Genomic DNA, 18,682 nt, shown 5'->3' on the forward strand with positions numbered 1-18,682 from the left:
CCGTCCTTGAGGGCGCGGTTGACGAGGCCATAACGCCGCGCATCGCCTCCCCCCAGCAGTTCGCTGAGCTGGCGTTCATTGAAGACCCGATCGCGCAGCACGCTTGCGGATACCTGTTGCGCTAGGCTGGACATAAAATTCTCAATACTTCCTAATAGTGAAAGTTTCAAGAATTTCTCTATCTCTGCCTTTGCGCACCGTTCGCGCTGCAATTGACTCCCTCAGGCGTGCGTCGGCATGTGCTGCCACCATGCAAGCGATCAGAGATAACCTTGGGGAATGGTCACTCCGGCCGGCCTTTCTCGCAGCTTCCGGCAAGATCAAACCGGCAGTTTCCCCTCGTATCGTCCGCGAGGCCTTATCAGAGTTCCATCCCGATTTTGTTCGATAACATGGGCGCACCATCCCACAGCCCGTGCCAGAAGAAAGATTCTGAAAGGTGCGTCGTTGGGCAAGCTAAGCGCTTCGGTCATGGCGGCCAGAGCAAAGTCACAATTCGGATGGAGGCCGGTTAGAGCGAGGACGCAGTCTGCCAATGCTTTCATTTCCTCGGTCGGCATGATGCCGGAAAGCATCAAAGCTGCTCGGGGATCACCATCAGGGTAAAAGTTATGACCAAAGCCCGGCAGCATACGGTCATGCTCAAGCCATCGGCGAATTGCTGGTTCCAGGCCGTAATGGCGGGCATCAACGGCGAGATACCGCAAGGCTTCCCCCGCGCCGCCGTGACGCGGACCGGAAAGCGTGCAGAGTCCGGCGAGCAAACAGGCGGGCAAGGAGGCCCCGGTAGACGCTGCTACACGCGCGGCAAATGTCGAAGCGTTGAGATCATGATCAGTCATCGCAACCAGCGCCTGTCGGATCCGGTCAGATGCGGCGGCGTCGCAACCCCATCCCAGGGCGAGCCTTTCATGGAGCGCGCCGTTACCGCTTGCCGCACCACAGGCCAGCGCCAGATTTGCGACTATGATCGCGGCATCATGCGCCAGATGGTCCGTACCGCAGCCAATGATCGGCTTACCCGTTGCGGCGAGGGCCGCAAGCACTGCGAAGGGATCGATCTCACCCGTGGCAGCGTGCGATGTAAACGCCGGTGGCTGCGTGGTGCCCCACAGCAAGGCGGCGACCTGCTCCAGTGTCGCGCTTTGAGCCAAGGCCATCGCATCCTTCCCGCGATAATAGAGCTTGCCCTGATGCACGGTCGAAAGGCGGGTGGGAATTGCGGGCTCGCCCCAATCCATCGAGCTCACCGCAATCGCGGCAGGCTTGCGACCACGAGCCTTGCGGACCGAAATTTCGCCAATGTCATCGGCATTATAAAGACTTCGACGGCTATCGACAGGATCGCAATCCACTCTGATCCTGCCGCGGCTCGCGTAGGCATAGAGTGTCTGCGGCTTGACGCCCAATCTGGCGAGCGCTGTATCCCGGTCAATCCAGATAGTCATATTGATTATATGTATCAAGATTGATCCTTGGCGCAATCGAGGAATAGGCAGTCGCATCCGTTTGAAAGGAGCGTCTATGCCCGATGACCTTGCCCATTCCATGATCAAGGATCTCATGGCCGCGCTCCACTTGCCCACCGAGGCTGGCTCTCGCTTGTCTTTTGACTGCAATGACCGGCTGCCCTCGTGTTTCCCTGTCTCGGAACTTGCGGCCGCTTCGATCGGGACAGCCGCTTTGGCGATTTCCGAATTGGTCGGCCTTTCGACGAGCGCTCCGCCAGTTTCGGTCTCATTCCGATCAGCGTCGCTTTGGTTTGGCTGGTCCCTCCGGCCGCAGGGCTGGGAGATGCCCAACCCTTGGGATGCAATCGCAGGCGATTACGCGGCAGCGGATGGGTGGATCAAGCTTCACACCAACGCCCCGCATCACCGCGCGTCGGCCTTGTCCGTGCTGGGCTGCGAAGCTTCGCGCGAAAGCGTCGCAGCCGTTGTGGCGACGTGGTCTTCCGATGCTCTGGAAGACGCTATCGTGTCAGCCGGCGGTTGCGCGGCGCGCCTGCGATCAGCTGATGAATGGGCGACCCATCCGCAGGGCCGAGCCGTGGCTGCGGAGCCGTTGATGCTGTGGGACATGCCAGCGGCCCGCGTTGTCCGCGACTGGCGTCCGTCCGCGGATCGTCCGCTTGCAGGTTTGCGCGTGCTCGACCTGACGCGCGTTCTGGCAGGCCCTGTCGCTACCCGCTTTCTGGCTGGATTTGGCGCCGATGTCCTCAGGATAGACCCACCCAATTGGGACGAGCCCGGCGTCATCCCCGAGGTGACTTTGGGCAAGCGATGCGCCAGGCTTGATCTCAAAACCGCCGCCGGGCGTGACACGCTGCTCGCGCTGCTGGGCCGGGCAGACATATTGGTTCACGGCTATCGCAGTGATGCGCTCGAAGGATTGGGCCTGGGAGCTGCGGTCCGGCAAGCCATTTGCCCGGGGCTCATCGATATTTCGCTCGATGCCTATGGGCATCATGGACCATGGGCCGCACGACGCGGCTTTGACAGCCTTGTGCAGTTTTCCTCCGGTATATCGGCGGCCGGAATGGCTTGGCGCAATTCAGCTGCCCCCGTGTCGCTTCCTGTACAGGCGCTCGATCATGCTACAGGCTATCTGCTTGCTGCTGCCGCTGTGCGGGGCCTGATATCAAGGATCGCAAACGCAGGCCCGACACGGGCGCGGCTCTCACTTGCGCGCACGGCCAAATTGCTGGTCGATCACAAATGCGAAGCCTCAGATGCCGAGTTTGGGGGATCAGCCGATGAGGATTTCGATCCTTCTGTAGAGCACACTGATTGGGGGCCGGGGCGGCGTCTGCTTCCTCCGATCAGCATAGGTGGGTTGCGGATGTATTGGCCACGACCAGCCACGCAACTCGGCTCAGTGCAACCCTATTGGGCACAGTGAGCGTCCATTCTGGGGGCGCTTCGCGAAGAGCTGCAAATCGCGGCGATCTGAAAAATCTGCCTTTCAGGTTCCGACGCTTTGCGGCCATTCGCCTATGCGTTAGCGTGAGATATGCATGAGACCTCCCATCTACACGTCGACGCTATCTTGCGCGCCGACCCGCTCCGGTGGTGGCTGCTGGAGCTGGTGTCGCATTTAGATCTGCCAGACTGCTGGATTGCGGCCGGGTTCATCAGAAATGCAGTTTGGGACGCTCTACACGGTCGAAGTCCACAGCCGCCCCTTAGCGATGTCGATGTGATTTGGTTCGATCCTGACCGCATCGAGGAATCTCATGATCGCAAAATTGAAAAAGTGCTACGTGCTGCGGCTCCTTCGATTGACTGGTCTGTAAAGAATCAGGCGCGAATGCACTCCCGCAACTCAGACTCGCCATATCGATCTGCAACCGATGCGATGCGATATTGGCCCGAAACAGCGACTGCTGTCGCGGCGAGGCGACGCGGGAAGGACCAACTCGACGTCGCTAGCCCACTTGGACTGGATGATCTCTTCAACCTGGTGCTTCGTCCAACACCGAGGTTCGCCTGCGAGAAGTTGCCGATTTATCAAAAAAGAGTCGAATCCAAGGCTTGGATTACAGTCTGGCCGCTCCTCGAATGTGCGGAACCTTTTGGCAGCTAAACACCGGCATCAGGATGAGCAAGGCGACGTCGTCGGCGCCAAGCCCTAGTCTAGCCGCTTTGAACTACGCCCCTGCCTGTTTTTCTATCCCCCACTGCTACGACGCTAAATCCTTGTTGAACTAGCCCCTTATCTGCGTCTCTTACTCGTCCCCGTCGAGCCGGACGATCCTGTCCCGCTCTCGCAGCGGGGTATCCGATGGGCGCTGAGCCAGTCCGAATTGAAGCACGGTCACGCGGCGCACGCATGCTGCGCACGGCGATGGGCGTCTCGATTGCGACCTGGCTGGCTGACCCGCAGGTCATCGAGATCATGCTCAATCCTGACGGACGCCTCTGGGTCGACCGGTTGGGCATGGGACTGTCCGATAGCGGTGAACGCCTGACAGCAGCCGATGGTGAGCGCATCATCCGATTGGTTGCCCATCATGTGGGTGCCGAAGTTCACGGCGATGCACCGCGCGTGTCAGCGGAGCTGCCGGAAAGCGGAGAACGGTTCGAAGGCCTCCTGCCACCGGTGGTGGCGGCTCCCACCTTTGCCATCCGCAAGCCCGCCGTCGCGGTATTCCTGCTCGAGGACTATGTCAGTGCAGGAATCATGTGCGCCTCTGCAGCGGACAGGCTTCGTTCGGGCGTTGCAGAGCGGCTGAACATTCTTGTCGCTGGGGGCACTGGCACCGGCAAAACGACGCTCACGAACGCCCTGCTCGCCGAGGTCGCCAAGACCACCGACCGGGTCGTTCTGATCGAAGATACCCGCGAGCTTCAATGCCGCGCGCCAAACCTTGTGGCGATGCGGACCAAGGATGGCGTTGCCTCGCTATCCGATTTGGTCCGCTCGAGCCTTCGACTTCGCCCTGACCGGATTCCGATTGGCGAAGTGCGCGGCGCCGAGGCGCTCGATCTCCTCAAGGCCTGGGGCACCGGCCACCCCGGAGGAATCGGGACGATCCACGCCGGAAGCGCGATTGGTGCCCTGCGGCGGATGGAGCAGCTGATCCAGGAAGCGGTCGTCACCGTCCCGCGCGCCCTGATCGCCGAGACCATCAACCTCGTCGCCGTACTGGTGCGCGACGGCACCGGGCGGCGCCTTGCCGAACTGGCCCGCGTCGACGGGCTGGACCCGGTCACCGGCGACTATCGCCTGATTCCCGCCACCCAAACCCAAGGAGACTCTCTATGATCCATGCCCTCCGGCGCGGCACCAATCGCGCTGCGCTCGCTGCGACTGCTGCTTTCGTGATGGTGGCCAGTGCCACCCCGGCGCATGCCGGTGGTTCGTCGATGCCGTGGGAAGCCCCGCTTCAGTCGATCCTTGAGAGCATCGAGGGGCCGGTCGCCAAGATCGTTGCCGTGATCATCATCATCGTCACCGGCCTCAGCCTTGCCTTTGGCGATACATCGGGTGGCTTTCGCCGGCTGATCCAGATCGTGTTCGGCCTTTCCATCGCCTTTGCCGCATCGAGCTTCTTCCTCAGCTTCTTCAGCTTCGGCGGCGGGGCGCTGATCTGATGACGTCGGCAGACGATATCCCCGGCTTTTATGCCCCGGTCCACCGCGCACTGGCCGAGCCGATCCTGCTCGGCGGTGCGCCGCGTGCACTCGCTATCGTCAATGGCACGCTGGCGGGCGCGATTGGCCTCGGCTTGCGGCTCTGGCTCGCTGGCCTTGCCATCTGGGCAATCGGCCATGTGCTTTCGGTCTGGGCTGCCCGCCGCGATCCGCAGTTTGTCGATGTCGCGCGCCGCCATCTCAAATATCCGACCTGGGTGCGGCCATGATGTCGCTTCAGGAATATCGGACCAAATCCGCCAGTCTCGCAGACTTCCTCCCCTGGGTCGCACTGGTGGGGCCGGGCGTGGTGCTCAACAAGGACGGATCGTTTCAGCGCACGGCGCGCTTTCGCGGACCCGATCTCGACAGTGCCACGCCCGCCGAACTCGTGGCCGTCACCTCCCGGCTCAATAATGCCCTGCGGCGGTTGGGCTCGGGATGGGCGGTTTTCGTCGAAGCGCAGCGCACCGCGGCGCAAGCCTATCCGCAATCCCGCTTTCCCGATCCTGTGTCGGCACTGGTCGACAGGGAGCGCCGCGAACAGTTTCGTGAGGAAGGAGCGCATTTCGAAAGCGGCTATTATCTGACGCTCCTGTGGATGCCGCCGCCCGAGGAAGCGGCGCGCGCCGAAGGCTGGCTCTACGAAGGCAAGGCGTCGACCGGGGTCGATCCCAAGGAACTCGTCAAATCCTTCGCCGATCGAACCGACCGCGTGTTGCATCTGGTTGAGGGATTTATGCCCGAGGCAGCGTGGCTCGATGACGCCGCCACGCTGACCTATCTCCACAGCACGGTATCAACGAGGACGCAGCGCGTCCGCGTGCCCGAAACGCCGGTCTATCTCGACGCGCTGCTGGCCGATGAGCCGCTGACTGGCGGGCTTGAGCCCATGCTCGGCGCCCATCATTTGCGCACGCTCACGATCACCGGCTTTCCGACGGCGACCTTTCCCGGGCTGCTTGATGAGCTGAACCGGCAAGCCTTCCCTTACCGCTGGTCGACGCGGGCAATCATGCTCGACAAGACCGATGCCACCAAGCTGCTCTCGAAGATTCGGCGGCAATGGTTCGCCAAGCGCAAATCGGTCGCCGCCATCCTCAAGGAGGTGATGACCAACGAGCAATCGGTGCTGATGGATTCGGACGCCTCCAACAAGGCGGCTGATGCCGACATGGCGCTGCAGGAGCTTGGCGCAGATCATGCTGGCATTGCTTATGTCACTGCGACGGTCACGGTCTGGGACCGCGACCCGGCGCTGGCGGCGGAGAAACTAAGGCTGGTCGAAAAGGTCATCCAGGGCCGCGACTTCACCTGCACGATCGAAGGCATGAATGCGCTCGAAGCATGGCTCGGATCGCTCCCCGGCCATGTCTACGCCAATGTCCGGCAGCCGCCCATTTCCACACTCAATCTCGCCCACCTGATCCCCCTGTCAGCGGTATGGGCGGGAGCGGAACGGGACGAGCATTTCGGTGACGCCCCCTTGCTTTACGGCAAGACCGAAGGCTCGACCCCGTTCCGTTTTGGTGGATCGATCCGCGCTGCTGCGCTCGGCATGGGCGGCGACTGGCAGGATCTCGGCGGCGCGCTGCATGCCGAGGAAGGCGACAGCGCTGCCGTCGCCCTGCAGCCGCTTGCAAGGATCGACAACACCGGCGAACGCACCTGGGCCGCTGAATGGCTGGCGGCGATGCTGGCCGGCGAAGGCATGGTGATTGACCCTGCTGCCAAAGAGTATCTCTGGTCGGCCCTGACATCGCTTGCGTCCGCTCCGCCTGCAGAACGCACACTCACCGGCCTCGCGGTCCTCCTGCAATCCCAGGAATTGAAACAGGCACTCGCCCCGTATCTCATTGGCGGTCCATGGGGACGGCTGCTTGATGCCGAACAGGAACGTCTGGGCGAGGCGTCTGTGCAGGCTTTCGAAACCGAAGGTCTGATCGGCGCATCATCGGCCGCTGCTGTGCTCGCCTATCTGTTCCACCGAATCGAGGGGCGGCTCGACGGCTCGCCGACCATGATCATCATCGATGAAGGCTGGCTCGTGCTCGACAGCCCGGCCTTCGCCGCGCAGCTGCGCGAATGGCTGAAGACGCTGCGCAAGAAGAATGCGAGCGTCATCTTCGCGACCCAGAGCCTTGCCGACATCGAGACGTCGGCCATCGCGCCTGCCATCATCGAAAGCTGCCCGACGCGCATCTTTCTGCCCAACGAGCGCGCAGCCGAACCGCAGATCGCGCGGGTCTATGAGCGGTTCGGCCTCAATGATCGCCAAATCGAAATCCTGAGCCGGGCTACCCCGAAGCGTGACTATTACTGTCAGTCGCGGCGCGGCAACCGGTTGTTCGAGCTGGGTCTCGGCGACGTCGCACTCGCCTTCAGCGCCGCCTCTTCCAAATCAGACCAGATCCGCATCGCCGAACTTGTCGCAGCCCATGGCCGCCAAGGCTTTGCAGCGGCTTGGCTCCAGAACCGCAGCCTCGAATGGGCGGCCGAGCTGCTTCCTCCCCCGCCGCCCGCACTAACGGACAAGGAAAACCGCCCATGAAAATACCCGTCCTCCGCCGCGCGCTCATGGCGACGGCGATCGCCACTTCGCTGGTATCAGGCACCATGATCGCCGCGCCAGCGCAGGCCCAGTTTGGCGGGATCGTCTATGATCCCAGCAACTACGCGCAGAACGTGCTGACTGCCGCCAGGACGCTGCAGCAGATCAACAATCAGATCCAGCAGATCCAGAACCAGGCGACCAGCCTCATCAACGAGGCCCGCAATCTTGCCAGTCTGCCGGTCTCGACGATCCAGACGCTTCAGCAACAGGTCGACCAGACCCGCCAGTTGCTGAACCAGGCCCAGCGCATCGCCTATGACGTGACCGACGTGCAGCAGGTGTTCAGCGGCCGTTACAAGGGGGCGGCACTGACCGGCGGGCAGGCCCAGATGGTCGCTAACGCCAATGCGCGCTGGCAGGACAGCGTCGGCGCCTTAGAAGACGCCATGAAGGTTCAGGCCGGGATCGTCGGCAATCTGGGTGCGACCCGCAGCTCGATCACGACATTGGTCGGTGCCAGCCAGTCAGCGACCGGGGCTTTGCAGGCGGCACAGGCCGGCAATCAGCTACTGGCTTTGCAAACCCAGCAGCTGGCCGATCTGACCGCCGCCATTGCGGCGCAGGGTCGCGCGCAGTCGATCGAGGCCGCGCGCAATGCCGCGACCGAGGCCGAGGGCCGCGAGCGTTTCCGCCGCTTCCGGGCCCGGAACTGACATGAGCCGGTCGGTCAAGCTGGCGGCAGCCGCCGCTTTTGCCGGATTGCTGATCGCGGTTGCGGTTGTGTCGGCAACGCGGCCGCCGGCTCGGCACGACACGACGACCTATGACGCGGACGAGACAGGATCTCCGAACCCTCACGCCGCAGAACTCAAGCGCTGCAGCACGATCACCATGCCGGAATCGGGATGCGATGCGGTGTGGGAAGCTGAGCGACGCCGATTTTTCCATGGAAGGGACCGGCAGCCATGAATGATACCGGCGTCATCGACCAGTTTCTGACGGTCTTCACCCAGTATATCGACAGCGGCTTCGGCCTGCTTGGCGGTGAGGTCGGCTTCCTGTCGACCACCCTCATTGTCATCGACGTGACCATAGCCGCCTTGTTCTGGGCTTGGGGCACCGATGAAGATGTGCTGCAGCGCCTGATCAAGAAGACCCTCTACATCGGCACTTTCGCCTTCATCATCGGCAACTTCTCCAATCTCGCTGGCATCATGCTCCAGAGCTTTGCCGGGCTTGGCCTGCAGGCCAGCGGTAGCGGCATGGCGATCGGCGATTTCATGCGCCCCGGCGTTGTCGCCGCAACCGGACTTGATGCCGGGCAGCCGCTGCTCGACGCCACCGCCGATCTTGTCGGGCCGGTGGGTCTGTTCACCAATTTCGTGCAGATCCTGATCTTGCTGATCTCCTGGCTGATCGTCGTCATCGCCTTCTTCGTGCTGGCGATCCAGGTCTTCGTCACCATCATCGAGTTCAAACTGGTGACGCTTGCAGGCTTCGTGCTGCTGCCGTTCGCCTTTTTCGGGCGCACCGCCTTCATGGCCGAGCGCGTCCTTGGCCATATCATTTCCTCCGGCATCAAAGTGCTCGTGCTGGCTGTCATCACCGGCATTGGCACGACCCTGTTCTCGCAATTCATCAACGCCGGGATCGGGGTTGAGCCAGACATCCAGCAGGTCATGGCGATTGCGCTCGCAGCGCTGACCTTGCTCGGCCTTGGTATCTTTGGTCCCAGCATCGCCAACGGCATTGTGTCGGGCGGACCGCAGCTTGGCGCAGGCGCGGCAGCCGGTACGGCGATCGCTGCTGGCGCGACGATTGCGGGCGGTATCGCAGGTGCCAAGCTCGCGGCAGGTGCCGCCGGCTCTGCCATAGCGGGCACGGCCACGGGCGGTGCCCGCGCGGCAGGCGGCGCGTCGGGTGCCTATGCAGCCGGAGCCGCTGGCAAAACCGGACGGGCTGCGGCTGCTTCGGGTCTCGCCAATGTCGCAAAATCGGCCGCTAGCAGCGCGGTATCACCGCTTCGCCGGGCCACAGACAGCCTCAAGGCGAACTATGCCGCTGGCAAGGCCGGGACGCCCGCCAATGCGGCAGCGACCGGCGCCGCCGATGGCCCTCCTGCATGGGCCACCGCGATGAAGCGGCGTCAGGCGATGACACAAGGTGCCAACATGGCCTCGCATACCCTCAAGGGCGGCGACAGCCACGGCGGCGGCTCTGGCCCCGACATCTCCGACAAAAGCTGAAACTTCCGAAAAGGATCCGACATGTTTCGACGCCCTTCCATCCGTTACGGGACCAGTCCCGAGCCCGTCACGCGCTATCAACGCGCCGCCCAGGTCTGGGACGACCGCATCGGTTCAGCACGGGTGCAGGCGAAAAACTGGCGGCTCGCCTTCTTTGGTTGCCTTGCGCTTTCGGGAGGGCTGGCAGGCGGTCTCGTCTGGCAATCGGCGCGCGGCACGATCACGCCCTGGGTGGTCGAGGTCGACAAGCTCGGCCAGGCACAGGCCATCGCGCCCGCCGATGTCGATTATCGCCCGACCGACCCGCAAATGGCGTTCCACCTTGCTCGCTTCATCGAGCAGGTGCGCGCCATTCCCGCCGATCCGATCGTGCTGCGGCAAGACTGGCTCAGGGCTTACGACTTCACCACCGACCGCGGCGCGCAGGCGCTCAATGACTATGCGCGCAACAACGATCCCTTTGCCCAAGTCGGCAAGGTGCAGGTCGCGGTCGATGTGTCGAGTGTCGTTCGTGCGTCGAACGACAGCTTTCGCGTCGGCTGGACCGAGCGGCGTTACCAGGATGGCGCACTTCTCGAGACTTCGCGCTGGTCAGCGATCCTGACCACCGTCGTGCAGCCACCACGCACCCCCGATGCCCTGCGCAAGAATCCGCTCGGCCTGTTCATCAACGCCATCAACTGGTCAAAGGAGCTTAGCCAATGATCCGCCCGACGCGCGCCCTGCGCACATCCAATATGCTCTCAGCGGTAACGCTGCTCTGCATCCCTGCCGAAGCCATGGCGCGCGAACAGCGCGCTCAGCCGCATCCAATTCCTGCTACATCGGCGCAGACCGTTGAGCCTGCCGACCCGCGCACCCGTGTTGGCAGGGCCAACGCCGCAGCGCGGGTGGAACCGGAGCGCACCAGCTATTTCAATGCCATCCAGCAATATGCCTATACCGATGGAGCCCTGTTCCAGATTTACACCGCACCGGGGCAGATTACCGACATCATGCTCCAGGAAGGCGAAGAACTCGTTGGACCGGGGCCGGTCGCATCGGGCGATACGGTCCGCTGGATCATTGGCGACACGGTGAGCGGCGCCGGAGCAGCGCGCCGTGTTCACATTCTCGTCAAGCCGACGCGGGCCGACATTCGCACCAACCTCATCATCAATACCAATCGGCGCACCTATCATCTCGAACTCAGTGCGACGAACTCGACCTATATGGCCGCAGTCTCCTGGACCTATCCGCAGGACGCCTTGATCGCCCTGCGGACTGCCGAGGCCGAGCGTGAACGCACGGCACCGGTGGCGTCGGGTATCGACTTCTCAAGCCTGAACTTTCGCTACCGCATCGGGGGCGATCATCCCGGATGGCGACCACTGCGGGTGTTCGATGATGGCCGGCAGGTGTTCATCGAGTTTCCGGGCGACATTGCGAGCGGCGATATGCCGCCGCTGTTCGTGATCGGCGCGGACCAGGCAGCTGAGCTGGTGAACTACCGTGTGCAAGGCCGCTACATGGTTGTCGACCGGCTGTTTGAGCGTGCGGAATTGCGGCTTGGCGCAGGCAACAGTGCCAAGCAGGTTCGCATTGAGCGTGAACGCGCACGCCGCCGGAGCCGCTCATGAACACGCGACCGCAGGATGATGGCGTGCGACCGGTCTCCAACCGGATTGTTGAGGCTGAAGTCGAGGCTGACGTTGAAACAGACGTTGAGGTCGATGCCGAAGGCGACGAGCCTGACGACGAGCGCCCGGTTGCACCGGCCAGCCCGGACGGGTTTCGCCTTGGCGGCGAACCGCCGCGCGTCATGCGACTGTCGCGCAAGGCATTGGCGACTCTTGGGCTCCTCGCCAGCGTCGGGATTGGCGGTGCGCTGATCTACGCACTGCAGCCCCAGAACCACCTGCCAGCAGAGAATCTCTACGACACGAACAGCCGCAACCGCGCGGACTCGGTCAACGGTGCGCCTGCCAACTACGGCGACGTGCCAAAATTAGGTCCTGCACTGCCCGGTGATCTCGGCGGCCCGATCGTTGCCGCGCAGCAGCGCGGGCAAAATGTCCCGATCCCGCCTATTGGCACCGCCCCGGCCGCAGGACAGCCCGATCCGCGGATTGCAGCCGCCGAACAAGCGCGCGAGCGCGCCGCGCAGGAGCGTGACAGCGCCCGGACCAGTCGCCTGTTTCTTGCCGGAGAGACCGGAACGACCGACAATCGGTCTGCAACCGCAGTAGGGCCAGCGCCATCAGGTTCGATACCGGGTGCCGATCCAGCCCAACCGTCTGCACCAACAGCCACTTCAAGCCGCCGCGCATTTCTCGGACAGCGCGGCAACCGCAGCACGGAAAGCCCTGAGCGCATCATGCGCCTTGCATCGCCTTACGTTGTGCAGGCCGGAAGCGTGATACCGGCAGCACTCATAACCGGCATCCGGTCCGACCTTCCAGGTCAGATCACAGCGCAGGTTACGCAGAACGTCTATGACAGCCCCACCGGCCGGATCCTGCTGATCCCCCAAGGCTCAAGGCTGATCGGTGAATATGACAGCGACGTAGCCGCCGGACAGAACCGCGTGCTGCTGGCTTGGGACCGCCTCATCCTTCCCGGAGGTCATTCGATCCTGCTTGATCGCCTGCCCGGCGCTGATGCTGCCGGTATGGCCGGCCTTGAAGACCAGACCAACTATCATTGGGGCAACATGCTCAAGGCCGCGCTCATTTCGACATTGCTGGGGGCTGGTACAGAACTCATTTCGAACGGTGATAGCGATCTCATTCGGGCGCTGCGTTTCGGCACGCAGGACACCATAAGCCAGACCGGCAGGCAGGTCGTGCAGCGGCAATTGAATGTGCCGCCGACACTGACCGTGCGCCCCGGATTTTCGCTGCGCATCATCGTGACTCACGATCTGGTGCTCGAACCGGTGCCTGCAGGAGGAATGCGATGACCCGTCTCAAACTGGCTGATCTCGCCGACGAAAAACCGGTGCGGCTGACCTTGGAGCTCTCTGCACGGCTTCACCGCGATCTGGTGGCTTATGCGCTCGCCGTAAACGGCGGGGATGCCAAAGGTGCGCCGACCGCCGAGCGGCTCATTCCGCCCATGCTTGAGCGGTTTATCGCAACTGACCGGGCTTTTGCCAAAGCGCGCAAGACACCTCAGACGGGGTAACGCTCGTTGATCAGGGTGAAGAACCGTTGCAGCGCCGGATTGTCATTGTCTTCGCGCCAGTAAACCGAAAATTCGAGGCGCGTCGTGCCGTTCTGATCGTGGATATCGCGGAAATGGAGATCCGGCCATGTCACGCCCTGCGAGGCTTCGGTTGCGATCGATATGAAACGACCGACCGACACAATGCTCAGCACGCTCTCGAGGCTGGTATTCTGTACGATGATGTTCGGCCGCCCGCCTTGCCCGGTCAGCCGCGCAGCAAGCAGATTGGCTAGAGTCGGACCAATGCCGCCGCCCGGCACCACGAACACTTCGCGGCGCAGATCACTCCAGTAGATCCGGTCGCTTTCGAGAAGCCGGTGGCCCGAATGCAAGGCGACCATCAGCCTGTCAGACCAGACCGAGCGCGCCAGAATGCCGCTCTCTTCCATCCCCGCCGGTGCCACCGCGACATCGATGGTCCGCGACTGCAAGGCATTCAGCAGCTTTTCGGGAGCGGCTTCCTCGCCATCGAACTGGACGTCAGGAAATCGGGTCAGATACTCGGAGAAGGTCTGCTTCAGATTGCCTGCCATCAGCGAGGAGCTGTAACCGACGGCGAGACGTCCTTGTTCACCGTAGCTGACCGCTCGAGCGGTGGTTTGCAGATTGTCGATGTCGGTGATGATGCGCCGCGCGGACTCCAGAAAGACCTGGCCCATCTCGGTCGGCTCAGCTCCCCGCGTCGAACGCGTAAACAACTTGATGCCGAGTTTGTCCTCAAGTTGCGTAACCCGCAGGCTCAGCGTTGCCTGCTTCATGTTGAGCGCCGTGGCAGCACGGGAAAAGCTGCGGGTGTCTGCGGTCAGAACGGCGTAGCGGAGTTGCCGAACCTCGATCGTCATACTGCTATCGCCCCCCATTCTCTTTCTTGCCGGCATTGATGCGCAATCAGACTGAAATCGCAATATAAATTCGCGGTAGTGGATCGACGTCAGATCTCGATCCGTAAATTTACTTGCCCAGTCAGGCGGATGTCGGAATTTAACTTCAAATCTGTTTGATCTATTTTGGAGACAAATCTTAACGGCGGCGTGGTAAGGATTCGACATGTCGAATGAACCCCGTGCTCCGCGTCTTGCTGTCCTCATCGACGCTGACAATGCCTCCTCCCGTATCGCTACCCGTCTGTTCGAAGAGATCGCCAAGATCGGTGAAGCCAGTGTGCGCCGGATTTATGGCGACTTTTCTGGAACCCGCCTCAAATCTTGGGCAGAGGTGCTTTCAACCCACGCAATCCGGGCGCAGCAAAATTTCGCCTACACCACCGGCAAGAATGCGTCTGACATTGCGCTCGTGATCGACGCCATGGACCTGTTGCATACCGGGCGCTTCGACGCCTTCTGTCTGGTATCGTCTGACAGTGATTTCACAGGGCTGGCGGCACGAATCCGCGAGCAAGGCATCGATGTCTATGGCTTCGGCGAGCAGAAAACGCCCGAGAGCTTCCGCCAGGCTTGCCGACGCTTCATCTACACGGAAAATCTTCTGCCTGAGGCTCCAACCTCGGAAGAGCCCGAACGCGCCGATCTGCGACCTGCGGCAGCCAAACAGGCTCCAAGCGCGGCCGCCCCGCTTATTCGCAAGGCCATCGCGCAGCTGGATGATGACGGTGGCTGGGTTCCCTTGGGCCGAGTGGGCCAACGTCTCGCTGAACTCGCGTCGGATTTCGATCCGCGTACCTATGGTCAGGCCAAGCTCAGCGATCTCGTAGACAAGGCGGGCGCATTTGAATCGCGCCGCACGGGATCGGGCCACGTCCAGATCAGACTTAGACACGTGCCCGCCAAGGGCAAGAAATAGCCTTTGCCGGGATCAGGTTGTCACGATTTCCATTAGCTTGTTGTAGCTGTCCGCTACCCCGTACCGCACGTTGGGCGTCGGGTTCGTTTCTGCCAGCTTGGCGAAAAACTTCTTAGCGCAATCAATCTTTGCGCGTTCAAGATCTCGGAGGGCAAGCGAGGACATCGAACCCTTGGTTTCGGCGACGAAATAGATGTGCTTCACTGCGCCCGCTCGAAATACGATGGCCCAGTCGGGATTGTAGTCGCCAACTGGAGTGGGGATCAGGAAGCCCCTCGGCAGCTTCGCATAGACCTCGACCTCTGCGCTGGTATCCAGCTCCCCAACGAAGTCGCGTTCGACCCCAGAATCCGTGATGCAAAAGTCGAAAACGTGGTTCTTGAGACGCTCGGTTGCTCGGGAAAAATCCTGACCAATCTCGGCGGCGGTAAAAATATCGGCGTCATATCGCTCGTCGATCGGATCATAGACCAACTGCTCGATAAGGTGACCTGCCTTCTGCTCCTTGATCAGCCGCGCGGCCTCAGAGATGAAGTGCTCAGGGTTCGCGCGATACTGTTCGAAGATTGACGGCTCAATGCCAGACAGAATCTCAGCCACCGTTTGCCGCAAGAGATCGGTTGCTTCTGAGACTTTGCCCAGCAGGTCATACTTCACCGACGAACGGGCTGACGCCGCCTTGACAGTTTCATTACGCGTGACGCTGAAACCGGTGCCGTCCCTGAGCTGCTCATCGGTGACCTGATCCAATTGGATCCCCGTCTGGACGGAATACTGCAGCTTGGTCACGCGCAGTTCGCGGTTCAACGCGCCGATGCATTTCTGAATGAGCTCAGCCGTGTCAAACTCGACGCGATAGACAGCCTTGCGGTTGATCCTGCCCCAAAGCTCCTGAAAGGCCCCCTTGTGGAAATTGTCATTGAGCGGGTTCCGCTTGGGCTTACGCCCATCCTCGAACTTGGGGAGCGCTGCATCGCTGTAGACGCTGTCGATCAGGCCAAAGACCTCTGCCTGGTAGGGCACCAAATCTTCATGCAGCGCGGCCAATGTCCCATCAGCCTTGGCTGAGTAGTACACATCGGTGATCTGGTCGGAATCGTCGATATAGTCGTTCTTGATCAGATACCTGTGGATCTGCGTCGCCATTTGATCGGTGACCGTGACCGGACCTTCGGGCGTCTGCAATTGCTTGCCCGTAAAGAACGCCTGGTTGGCCTTCCGGGGCCGTGCCGAGAGGCTTTCGGCAATCTCCTTCTGCAACCCGCCAACGAAGTCGGTATAGCTCTCGCTCGCGATCACCGAGAGAATGTTGATGTCGTGGACGGTAGCCGGGTGGTCCAGCCTATCGCCAAACCGGTCAACGGCCAGGCGCAGACCACGGCCAACTTCCTGTCGCCGTGAAACCATGTTGAGGCTCTGCTTGAGCATGCACATGACGAACACATTCGGATTGTCCCAACCTTCGCGGAGCGCGGAGTGGGAAAACAGGAATCGGACAGGCTCTTCGAACGAGAGTAGCCGCTCCTTGTCCTTGAGGATTAGGTCGTAGGCGTCGCTATCGTCGGAATCGGTCGAACGCGCGCCGAGCTCCGGATCCTTCAGCCGCTTGGTCTTCTTGTCGATCGAGAAATAGCCGTCGTGCGTCTTGGCAACCGGGATCGCCTCGAGATGCTTTCGCCAGGCAACTTCATCAAGCGGGAGTTCGGCTAGCACGTCGGCGACAGCCTCGGCATATTCCTCCTCGAACATTCGGGCGTATTCACCGTTCTGATCGTCGCGGCTGTAGTCCCGGTATTTGGCCACCTCATCGATGAAGAACAGGGAAAGCACCTTCACACCTTGGGCAAAAAGCTGCCTTTCCTTTTCGAGATGCGCGCGGATCGTTTCGCGGATCTGGATGCGGCGGATGTCGCGTTCGGACAGGTCACCATAAGCCTCGCCGGCCTTGATGATGATGCCATTGGTAAACTCCACCGTGTCGGCGGTGGCGTCGATCTGTGACACGATGAAATCGCGATACTGATCCAGACCACCAGAAAGGTCATAGAGGTCATCGCGGAACTTAAGGCGCTTCATGCGGCGCTTAATCGTGCCGGTGGTGTCCTTGATCTCCATCTCGAAGCGGGCAAAGGGGCCGCCCTTGCCGCGGCCGACAGTCTCGATGCTCTCGAGATAGAGATAGGCCGTCGTGCCAGTCAGGCCTTTAAGCGCGATGCCGCGCACCTGAATCTTCTTCACCAGTTTCTGGTTATAGGCATCCAGCGCATCGAGCCGATGGATCTTGGTATGCTCGGTCCGGTGCGTTGCGGAATAGCGCAGCACGAAGAGCGGGCGGAACTTGGGCAAGGCCTCGACAGTGGCCTTGCCCTCCATCTTCTGCGGCTCATCGAGGATGAGAATCGGCCGGTTGGCAGCAATCACATCGATCGGTTTGCGCGACTGGAAATCATCCAGCGCGTCATAAATCCGGCGGTTATCCTTGCCGCTGGCGTTGAACGCCTGGATGTTCATCACCATCACGTTCAACCCGGCATCGGATGAAAAGCTCTCCAGTTCGTGCAACCGCTTCGAGTTGTAGATGAAGAAACGCGCCTTCTTGCCGTAGGTCTCGGTGAAGTGCTCTGCCGTGATCGCCAGCGATTTGGCCACGCCTTCGCGGATGGCGATGCTGGGTACAATGATGATGAACTTCGACCAGCCATAGCGGCGGTTCAGCTCGAACATCGACTTTATGTAGCAATAGGTTTTGCCGGTGCCGGTCTCCATCTCGATATCGAGATGAAGCTGGCTGACCGCCGCCATATTCTTCAGATAGGCTGCTGGCGCGGGCACCGCCTTGCCCTTGGTGTCACGGGTGACGAAGCTGTGAAGCGAGGCAGACTGCGGCAGATTCTGGCGCCGCTGCACAGACTTGATATTGTCGAGCAGCTGCGCTTCGGTCAGCGCAAAGTCGGTATTGCGAAACCCCTCGTCATCGAACGCTTCCGCCTGATTGCGCTTGCCTGGATCGATCCGGTAGGTCGGGCCACTGGCATAGGGCTGACCCGCAAAGCAATCCACCACGGCATCGACGGCCAGCGTCTGGTAAGGCTGAACCTTGAACTTGAGCTTCATGGCCATGGGTCAGATAGCCTTCAGCTCGGTGCTGGGGGAAAGCTGGCGGAAAAGTTGTTCTGCGTTGATGCGGTCGGCATCACGGGCGAAGCTGGTGTCGCGGAATACGGCACGCAACGGCGCGCGGGCCGCGATGTCCTTCACCAGATCATCGGTAACACCAGGTTCGAAGCAGGCGATCAGCGCATTGCCATCGACCGAGTACACAGTCTTGCCTTGCAAGGTTTCACGGTTGATCGGCAGGGACAGTTCCACGCCCCAGTCAATCAGCACCTGGAACAGCAGATCCTCGGCGGCGCGGTCTGGCTTCACGCTATCAACCTGACCAAACAGCTCGTCCTGCTTCACCTCGTCCGGGCGGTAGTAGACGTCGGTCATGTTCGAACTGTCGACTTTCAACACGCGAAAGCCGACGTCCTTGCTCCAACCTTCATCGCAGTTGCCCTTGAGCGCCTCCGAACCAGCGCGGCGAATACGCTCCTTCGTGACCTCAGACAAAATGTGTGGCTTATCTAATTTATCCAGAAATTTAAGGGCACCTCGAAAAATAGGACTTCCCTGACCGGGTAAAATCGGATTCAGAGTTTGGCGTGATTGGTGCAGGACTTTGAGATTTTACGATGAAC

At 61.3% G+C, this 18,682-nt stretch carries 18 protein-coding genes and 1 pseudogene; 14 read left to right on the plus strand and 5 right to left on the minus strand.

Annotated features, from left to right (window positions below; translation table 11 throughout):
* Both B7X90_RS15445 and B7X90_RS15450 read right to left on the minus strand, forming a co-directional pair.
* Positions 1–212 (minus strand): annotated as a pseudogene (locus tag B7X90_RS15445) (hypothetical protein); the annotation flags it as partial.
* Positions 213–320: 108 nt separating this feature from the next.
* Positions 321–1,448, minus strand: coding sequence for a citrate synthase (locus B7X90_RS15450; RefSeq protein ID WP_292625884.1), 1,128 nt, complete (start codon positions 1,446–1,448; stop codon positions 321–323).
* Positions 1,449–1,794: 346 nt separating this feature from the next.
* On the opposite strand from B7X90_RS15450, the gene B7X90_RS15455 reads away from it, so the two are divergent.
* From B7X90_RS15455 to B7X90_RS15515, 13 genes are all read left to right on the plus strand, one after another.
* A complete protein-coding gene (locus B7X90_RS15455) occupies positions 1,795–2,901 on the plus strand; it encodes a CoA transferase (protein ID WP_292625886.1) in 1,107 nt (368 codons plus the stop codon).
* 111 nt (positions 2,902–3,012) lie between these two features.
* The gene (locus B7X90_RS15460) at positions 3,013–3,585 is read left to right on the plus strand and encodes a nucleotidyltransferase family protein (protein ID WP_292625887.1); all 573 of its coding nucleotides are present in this window, start codon (positions 3,013–3,015) and stop codon (positions 3,583–3,585) included.
* Positions 3,586–3,783: 198 nt separating this feature from the next.
* Positions 3,784–4,767 (plus strand): P-type conjugative transfer ATPase TrbB, encoded by a 984-nt coding sequence (gene trbB / locus B7X90_RS15465; protein ID WP_292625889.1) that lies wholly within the window; start codon positions 3,784–3,786, stop codon positions 4,765–4,767.
* Positions 4,764–5,096: a TrbC/VirB2 family protein gene (locus B7X90_RS15470; protein WP_292625890.1), complete on the plus strand. Its 333-nt coding sequence runs from the start codon at positions 4,764–4,766 to the stop codon at positions 5,094–5,096. The genes trbB and B7X90_RS15470 overlap by 4 nt, the downstream gene beginning before the upstream one ends.
* Positions 5,096–5,365, plus strand: coding sequence for a VirB3 family type IV secretion system protein (locus B7X90_RS15475; protein ID WP_006964035.1), 270 nt, complete (start codon positions 5,096–5,098; stop codon positions 5,363–5,365). The genes B7X90_RS15470 and B7X90_RS15475 overlap by 1 nt, the downstream gene beginning before the upstream one ends.
* The gene (locus B7X90_RS15480) at positions 5,362–7,686 is read left to right on the plus strand and encodes a conjugal transfer protein TrbE (RefSeq protein ID WP_292625895.1); all 2,325 of its coding nucleotides are present in this window, start codon (positions 5,362–5,364) and stop codon (positions 7,684–7,686) included. Before B7X90_RS15475 ends, B7X90_RS15480 begins: the two co-directional genes overlap by 4 nt.
* Complete coding sequence (gene trbJ / locus B7X90_RS15485) at positions 7,683–8,402, plus strand: P-type conjugative transfer protein TrbJ (RefSeq protein WP_292625897.1); 720 nt, start codon at positions 7,683–7,685, stop codon at positions 8,400–8,402. Before B7X90_RS15480 ends, trbJ begins: the two co-directional genes overlap by 4 nt.
* Before the next feature lies 1 nt (position 8,403).
* A complete protein-coding gene (gene trbK-alt / locus B7X90_RS15490; protein ID WP_292625898.1) occupies positions 8,404–8,658 on the plus strand; it encodes a putative entry exclusion protein TrbK-alt in 255 nt (84 codons plus the stop codon).
* Entirely contained in the window at positions 8,655–9,935 is a 1,281-nt protein-coding gene (gene trbL, locus B7X90_RS15495) for a P-type conjugative transfer protein TrbL (RefSeq protein ID WP_292625906.1), read from the plus strand. Before trbK-alt ends, trbL begins: the two co-directional genes overlap by 4 nt.
* Positions 9,936–9,956: 21 nt before the next feature.
* Positions 9,957–10,640 (plus strand): conjugal transfer protein TrbF, encoded by a 684-nt coding sequence (gene trbF, locus B7X90_RS15500; protein WP_292625907.1) that lies wholly within the window; start codon positions 9,957–9,959, stop codon positions 10,638–10,640.
* Positions 10,637–11,554: a P-type conjugative transfer protein TrbG gene (gene trbG, locus B7X90_RS15505; RefSeq protein WP_292625910.1), complete on the plus strand. Its 918-nt coding sequence runs from the start codon at positions 10,637–10,639 to the stop codon at positions 11,552–11,554. The genes trbF and trbG overlap by 4 nt, the downstream gene beginning before the upstream one ends.
* Positions 11,551–12,876 carry a TrbI/VirB10 family protein gene (locus B7X90_RS15510; RefSeq protein ID WP_292625911.1) on the plus strand — a complete coding sequence of 442 codons (1,326 nt, stop codon included), beginning with the start codon at positions 11,551–11,553 and terminating at the stop codon, positions 12,874–12,876. The genes trbG and B7X90_RS15510 overlap by 4 nt, the downstream gene beginning before the upstream one ends.
* The gene (locus B7X90_RS15515; RefSeq protein WP_006964542.1) at positions 12,873–13,100 is read left to right on the plus strand and encodes a DUF2274 domain-containing protein; all 228 of its coding nucleotides are present in this window, start codon (positions 12,873–12,875) and stop codon (positions 13,098–13,100) included. Before B7X90_RS15510 ends, B7X90_RS15515 begins: the two co-directional genes overlap by 4 nt.
* On the opposite strand, the gene B7X90_RS15520 is transcribed toward B7X90_RS15515, so the two are convergent.
* Positions 13,088–13,984 carry a LysR family transcriptional regulator gene (locus tag B7X90_RS15520; RefSeq protein WP_292625913.1) on the minus strand — a complete coding sequence of 299 codons (897 nt, stop codon included), beginning with the start codon at positions 13,982–13,984 and terminating at the stop codon, positions 13,088–13,090. The genes B7X90_RS15515 and B7X90_RS15520 overlap by 13 nt on opposite strands.
* A 205-nt stretch (positions 13,985–14,189) precedes the next feature.
* Here B7X90_RS15520 and B7X90_RS15525 point away from each other — a divergent pair, with 205 nt between their 5' ends.
* Positions 14,190–14,942: an NYN domain-containing protein gene (locus B7X90_RS15525; protein WP_292625914.1), complete on the plus strand. Its 753-nt coding sequence runs from the start codon at positions 14,190–14,192 to the stop codon at positions 14,940–14,942.
* Between the two features lie 12 nt (positions 14,943–14,954).
* On the opposite strand, the gene B7X90_RS15530 is transcribed toward B7X90_RS15525, so the two are convergent.
* Both B7X90_RS15530 and B7X90_RS15535 read right to left on the minus strand, forming a co-directional pair.
* Positions 14,955–18,062 (minus strand): DEAD/DEAH box helicase family protein, encoded by a 3,108-nt coding sequence (locus B7X90_RS15530; protein WP_292625916.1) that lies wholly within the window; start codon positions 18,060–18,062, stop codon positions 14,955–14,957.
* Positions 18,063–18,065: 3 nt separating this feature from the next.
* Complete coding sequence (locus B7X90_RS15535) at positions 18,066–18,554, minus strand: hypothetical protein (protein WP_292625918.1); 489 nt, start codon at positions 18,552–18,554, stop codon at positions 18,066–18,068.
* Between the last annotated feature and the right edge of the window lie 128 nt (positions 18,555–18,682).

Origin of the sequence: Novosphingobium sp. 17-62-19, from assembly GCF_002256775.1 — a bacterium.
GTDB lineage: Bacteria > Pseudomonadota > Alphaproteobacteria > Sphingomonadales > Sphingomonadaceae > Novosphingobium.

Bases quoted from the DNA above. Each gene is read 5' to 3' on its own strand.
- B7X90_RS15455 (WP_292625886.1), top strand. From the start codon at position 1,795: ATGCCCAACCCTTGGGATGCAATCGCAGGCGATTACGCGGCAGCGGAT.
- B7X90_RS15525 (WP_292625914.1), top strand. From the start codon at position 14,190: ATGTCGAATGAACCCCGTGCTCCGCGTCTTGCTGTCCTCATCGACGCT.
- B7X90_RS15450 (WP_292625884.1), bottom strand. From the start codon at position 1,448: ATGACTATCTGGATTGACCGGGATACAGCGCTCGCCAGATTGGGCGTC.
- B7X90_RS15510 (WP_292625911.1), top strand. From the start codon at position 11,551: ATGAACACGCGACCGCAGGATGATGGCGTGCGACCGGTCTCCAACCGG.
- trbK-alt (WP_292625898.1), top strand. From the start codon at position 8,404: ATGAGCCGGTCGGTCAAGCTGGCGGCAGCCGCCGCTTTTGCCGGATTG.
- B7X90_RS15530 (WP_292625916.1), bottom strand. From the start codon at position 18,062: ATGGCCATGAAGCTCAAGTTCAAGGTTCAGCCTTACCAGACGCTGGCC.
- trbF (WP_292625907.1), top strand. From the start codon at position 9,957: ATGTTTCGACGCCCTTCCATCCGTTACGGGACCAGTCCCGAGCCCGTC.
- B7X90_RS15460 (WP_292625887.1), top strand. From the start codon at position 3,013: ATGCATGAGACCTCCCATCTACACGTCGACGCTATCTTGCGCGCCGAC.
- trbB (WP_292625889.1), top strand. From the start codon at position 3,784: ATGGGCGCTGAGCCAGTCCGAATTGAAGCACGGTCACGCGGCGCACGC.
- B7X90_RS15470 (WP_292625890.1), top strand. From the start codon at position 4,764: ATGATCCATGCCCTCCGGCGCGGCACCAATCGCGCTGCGCTCGCTGCG.
- B7X90_RS15520 (WP_292625913.1), bottom strand. From the start codon at position 13,984: ATGACGATCGAGGTTCGGCAACTCCGCTACGCCGTTCTGACCGCAGAC.
- trbJ (WP_292625897.1), top strand. From the start codon at position 7,683: ATGAAAATACCCGTCCTCCGCCGCGCGCTCATGGCGACGGCGATCGCC.
- trbL (WP_292625906.1), top strand. From the start codon at position 8,655: ATGAATGATACCGGCGTCATCGACCAGTTTCTGACGGTCTTCACCCAG.
- trbG (WP_292625910.1), top strand. From the start codon at position 10,637: ATGATCCGCCCGACGCGCGCCCTGCGCACATCCAATATGCTCTCAGCG.
- B7X90_RS15480 (WP_292625895.1), top strand. From the start codon at position 5,362: ATGATGTCGCTTCAGGAATATCGGACCAAATCCGCCAGTCTCGCAGAC.
- B7X90_RS15475 (WP_006964035.1), top strand. From the start codon at position 5,096: ATGACGTCGGCAGACGATATCCCCGGCTTTTATGCCCCGGTCCACCGC.
- B7X90_RS15515 (WP_006964542.1), top strand. From the start codon at position 12,873: ATGACCCGTCTCAAACTGGCTGATCTCGCCGACGAAAAACCGGTGCGG.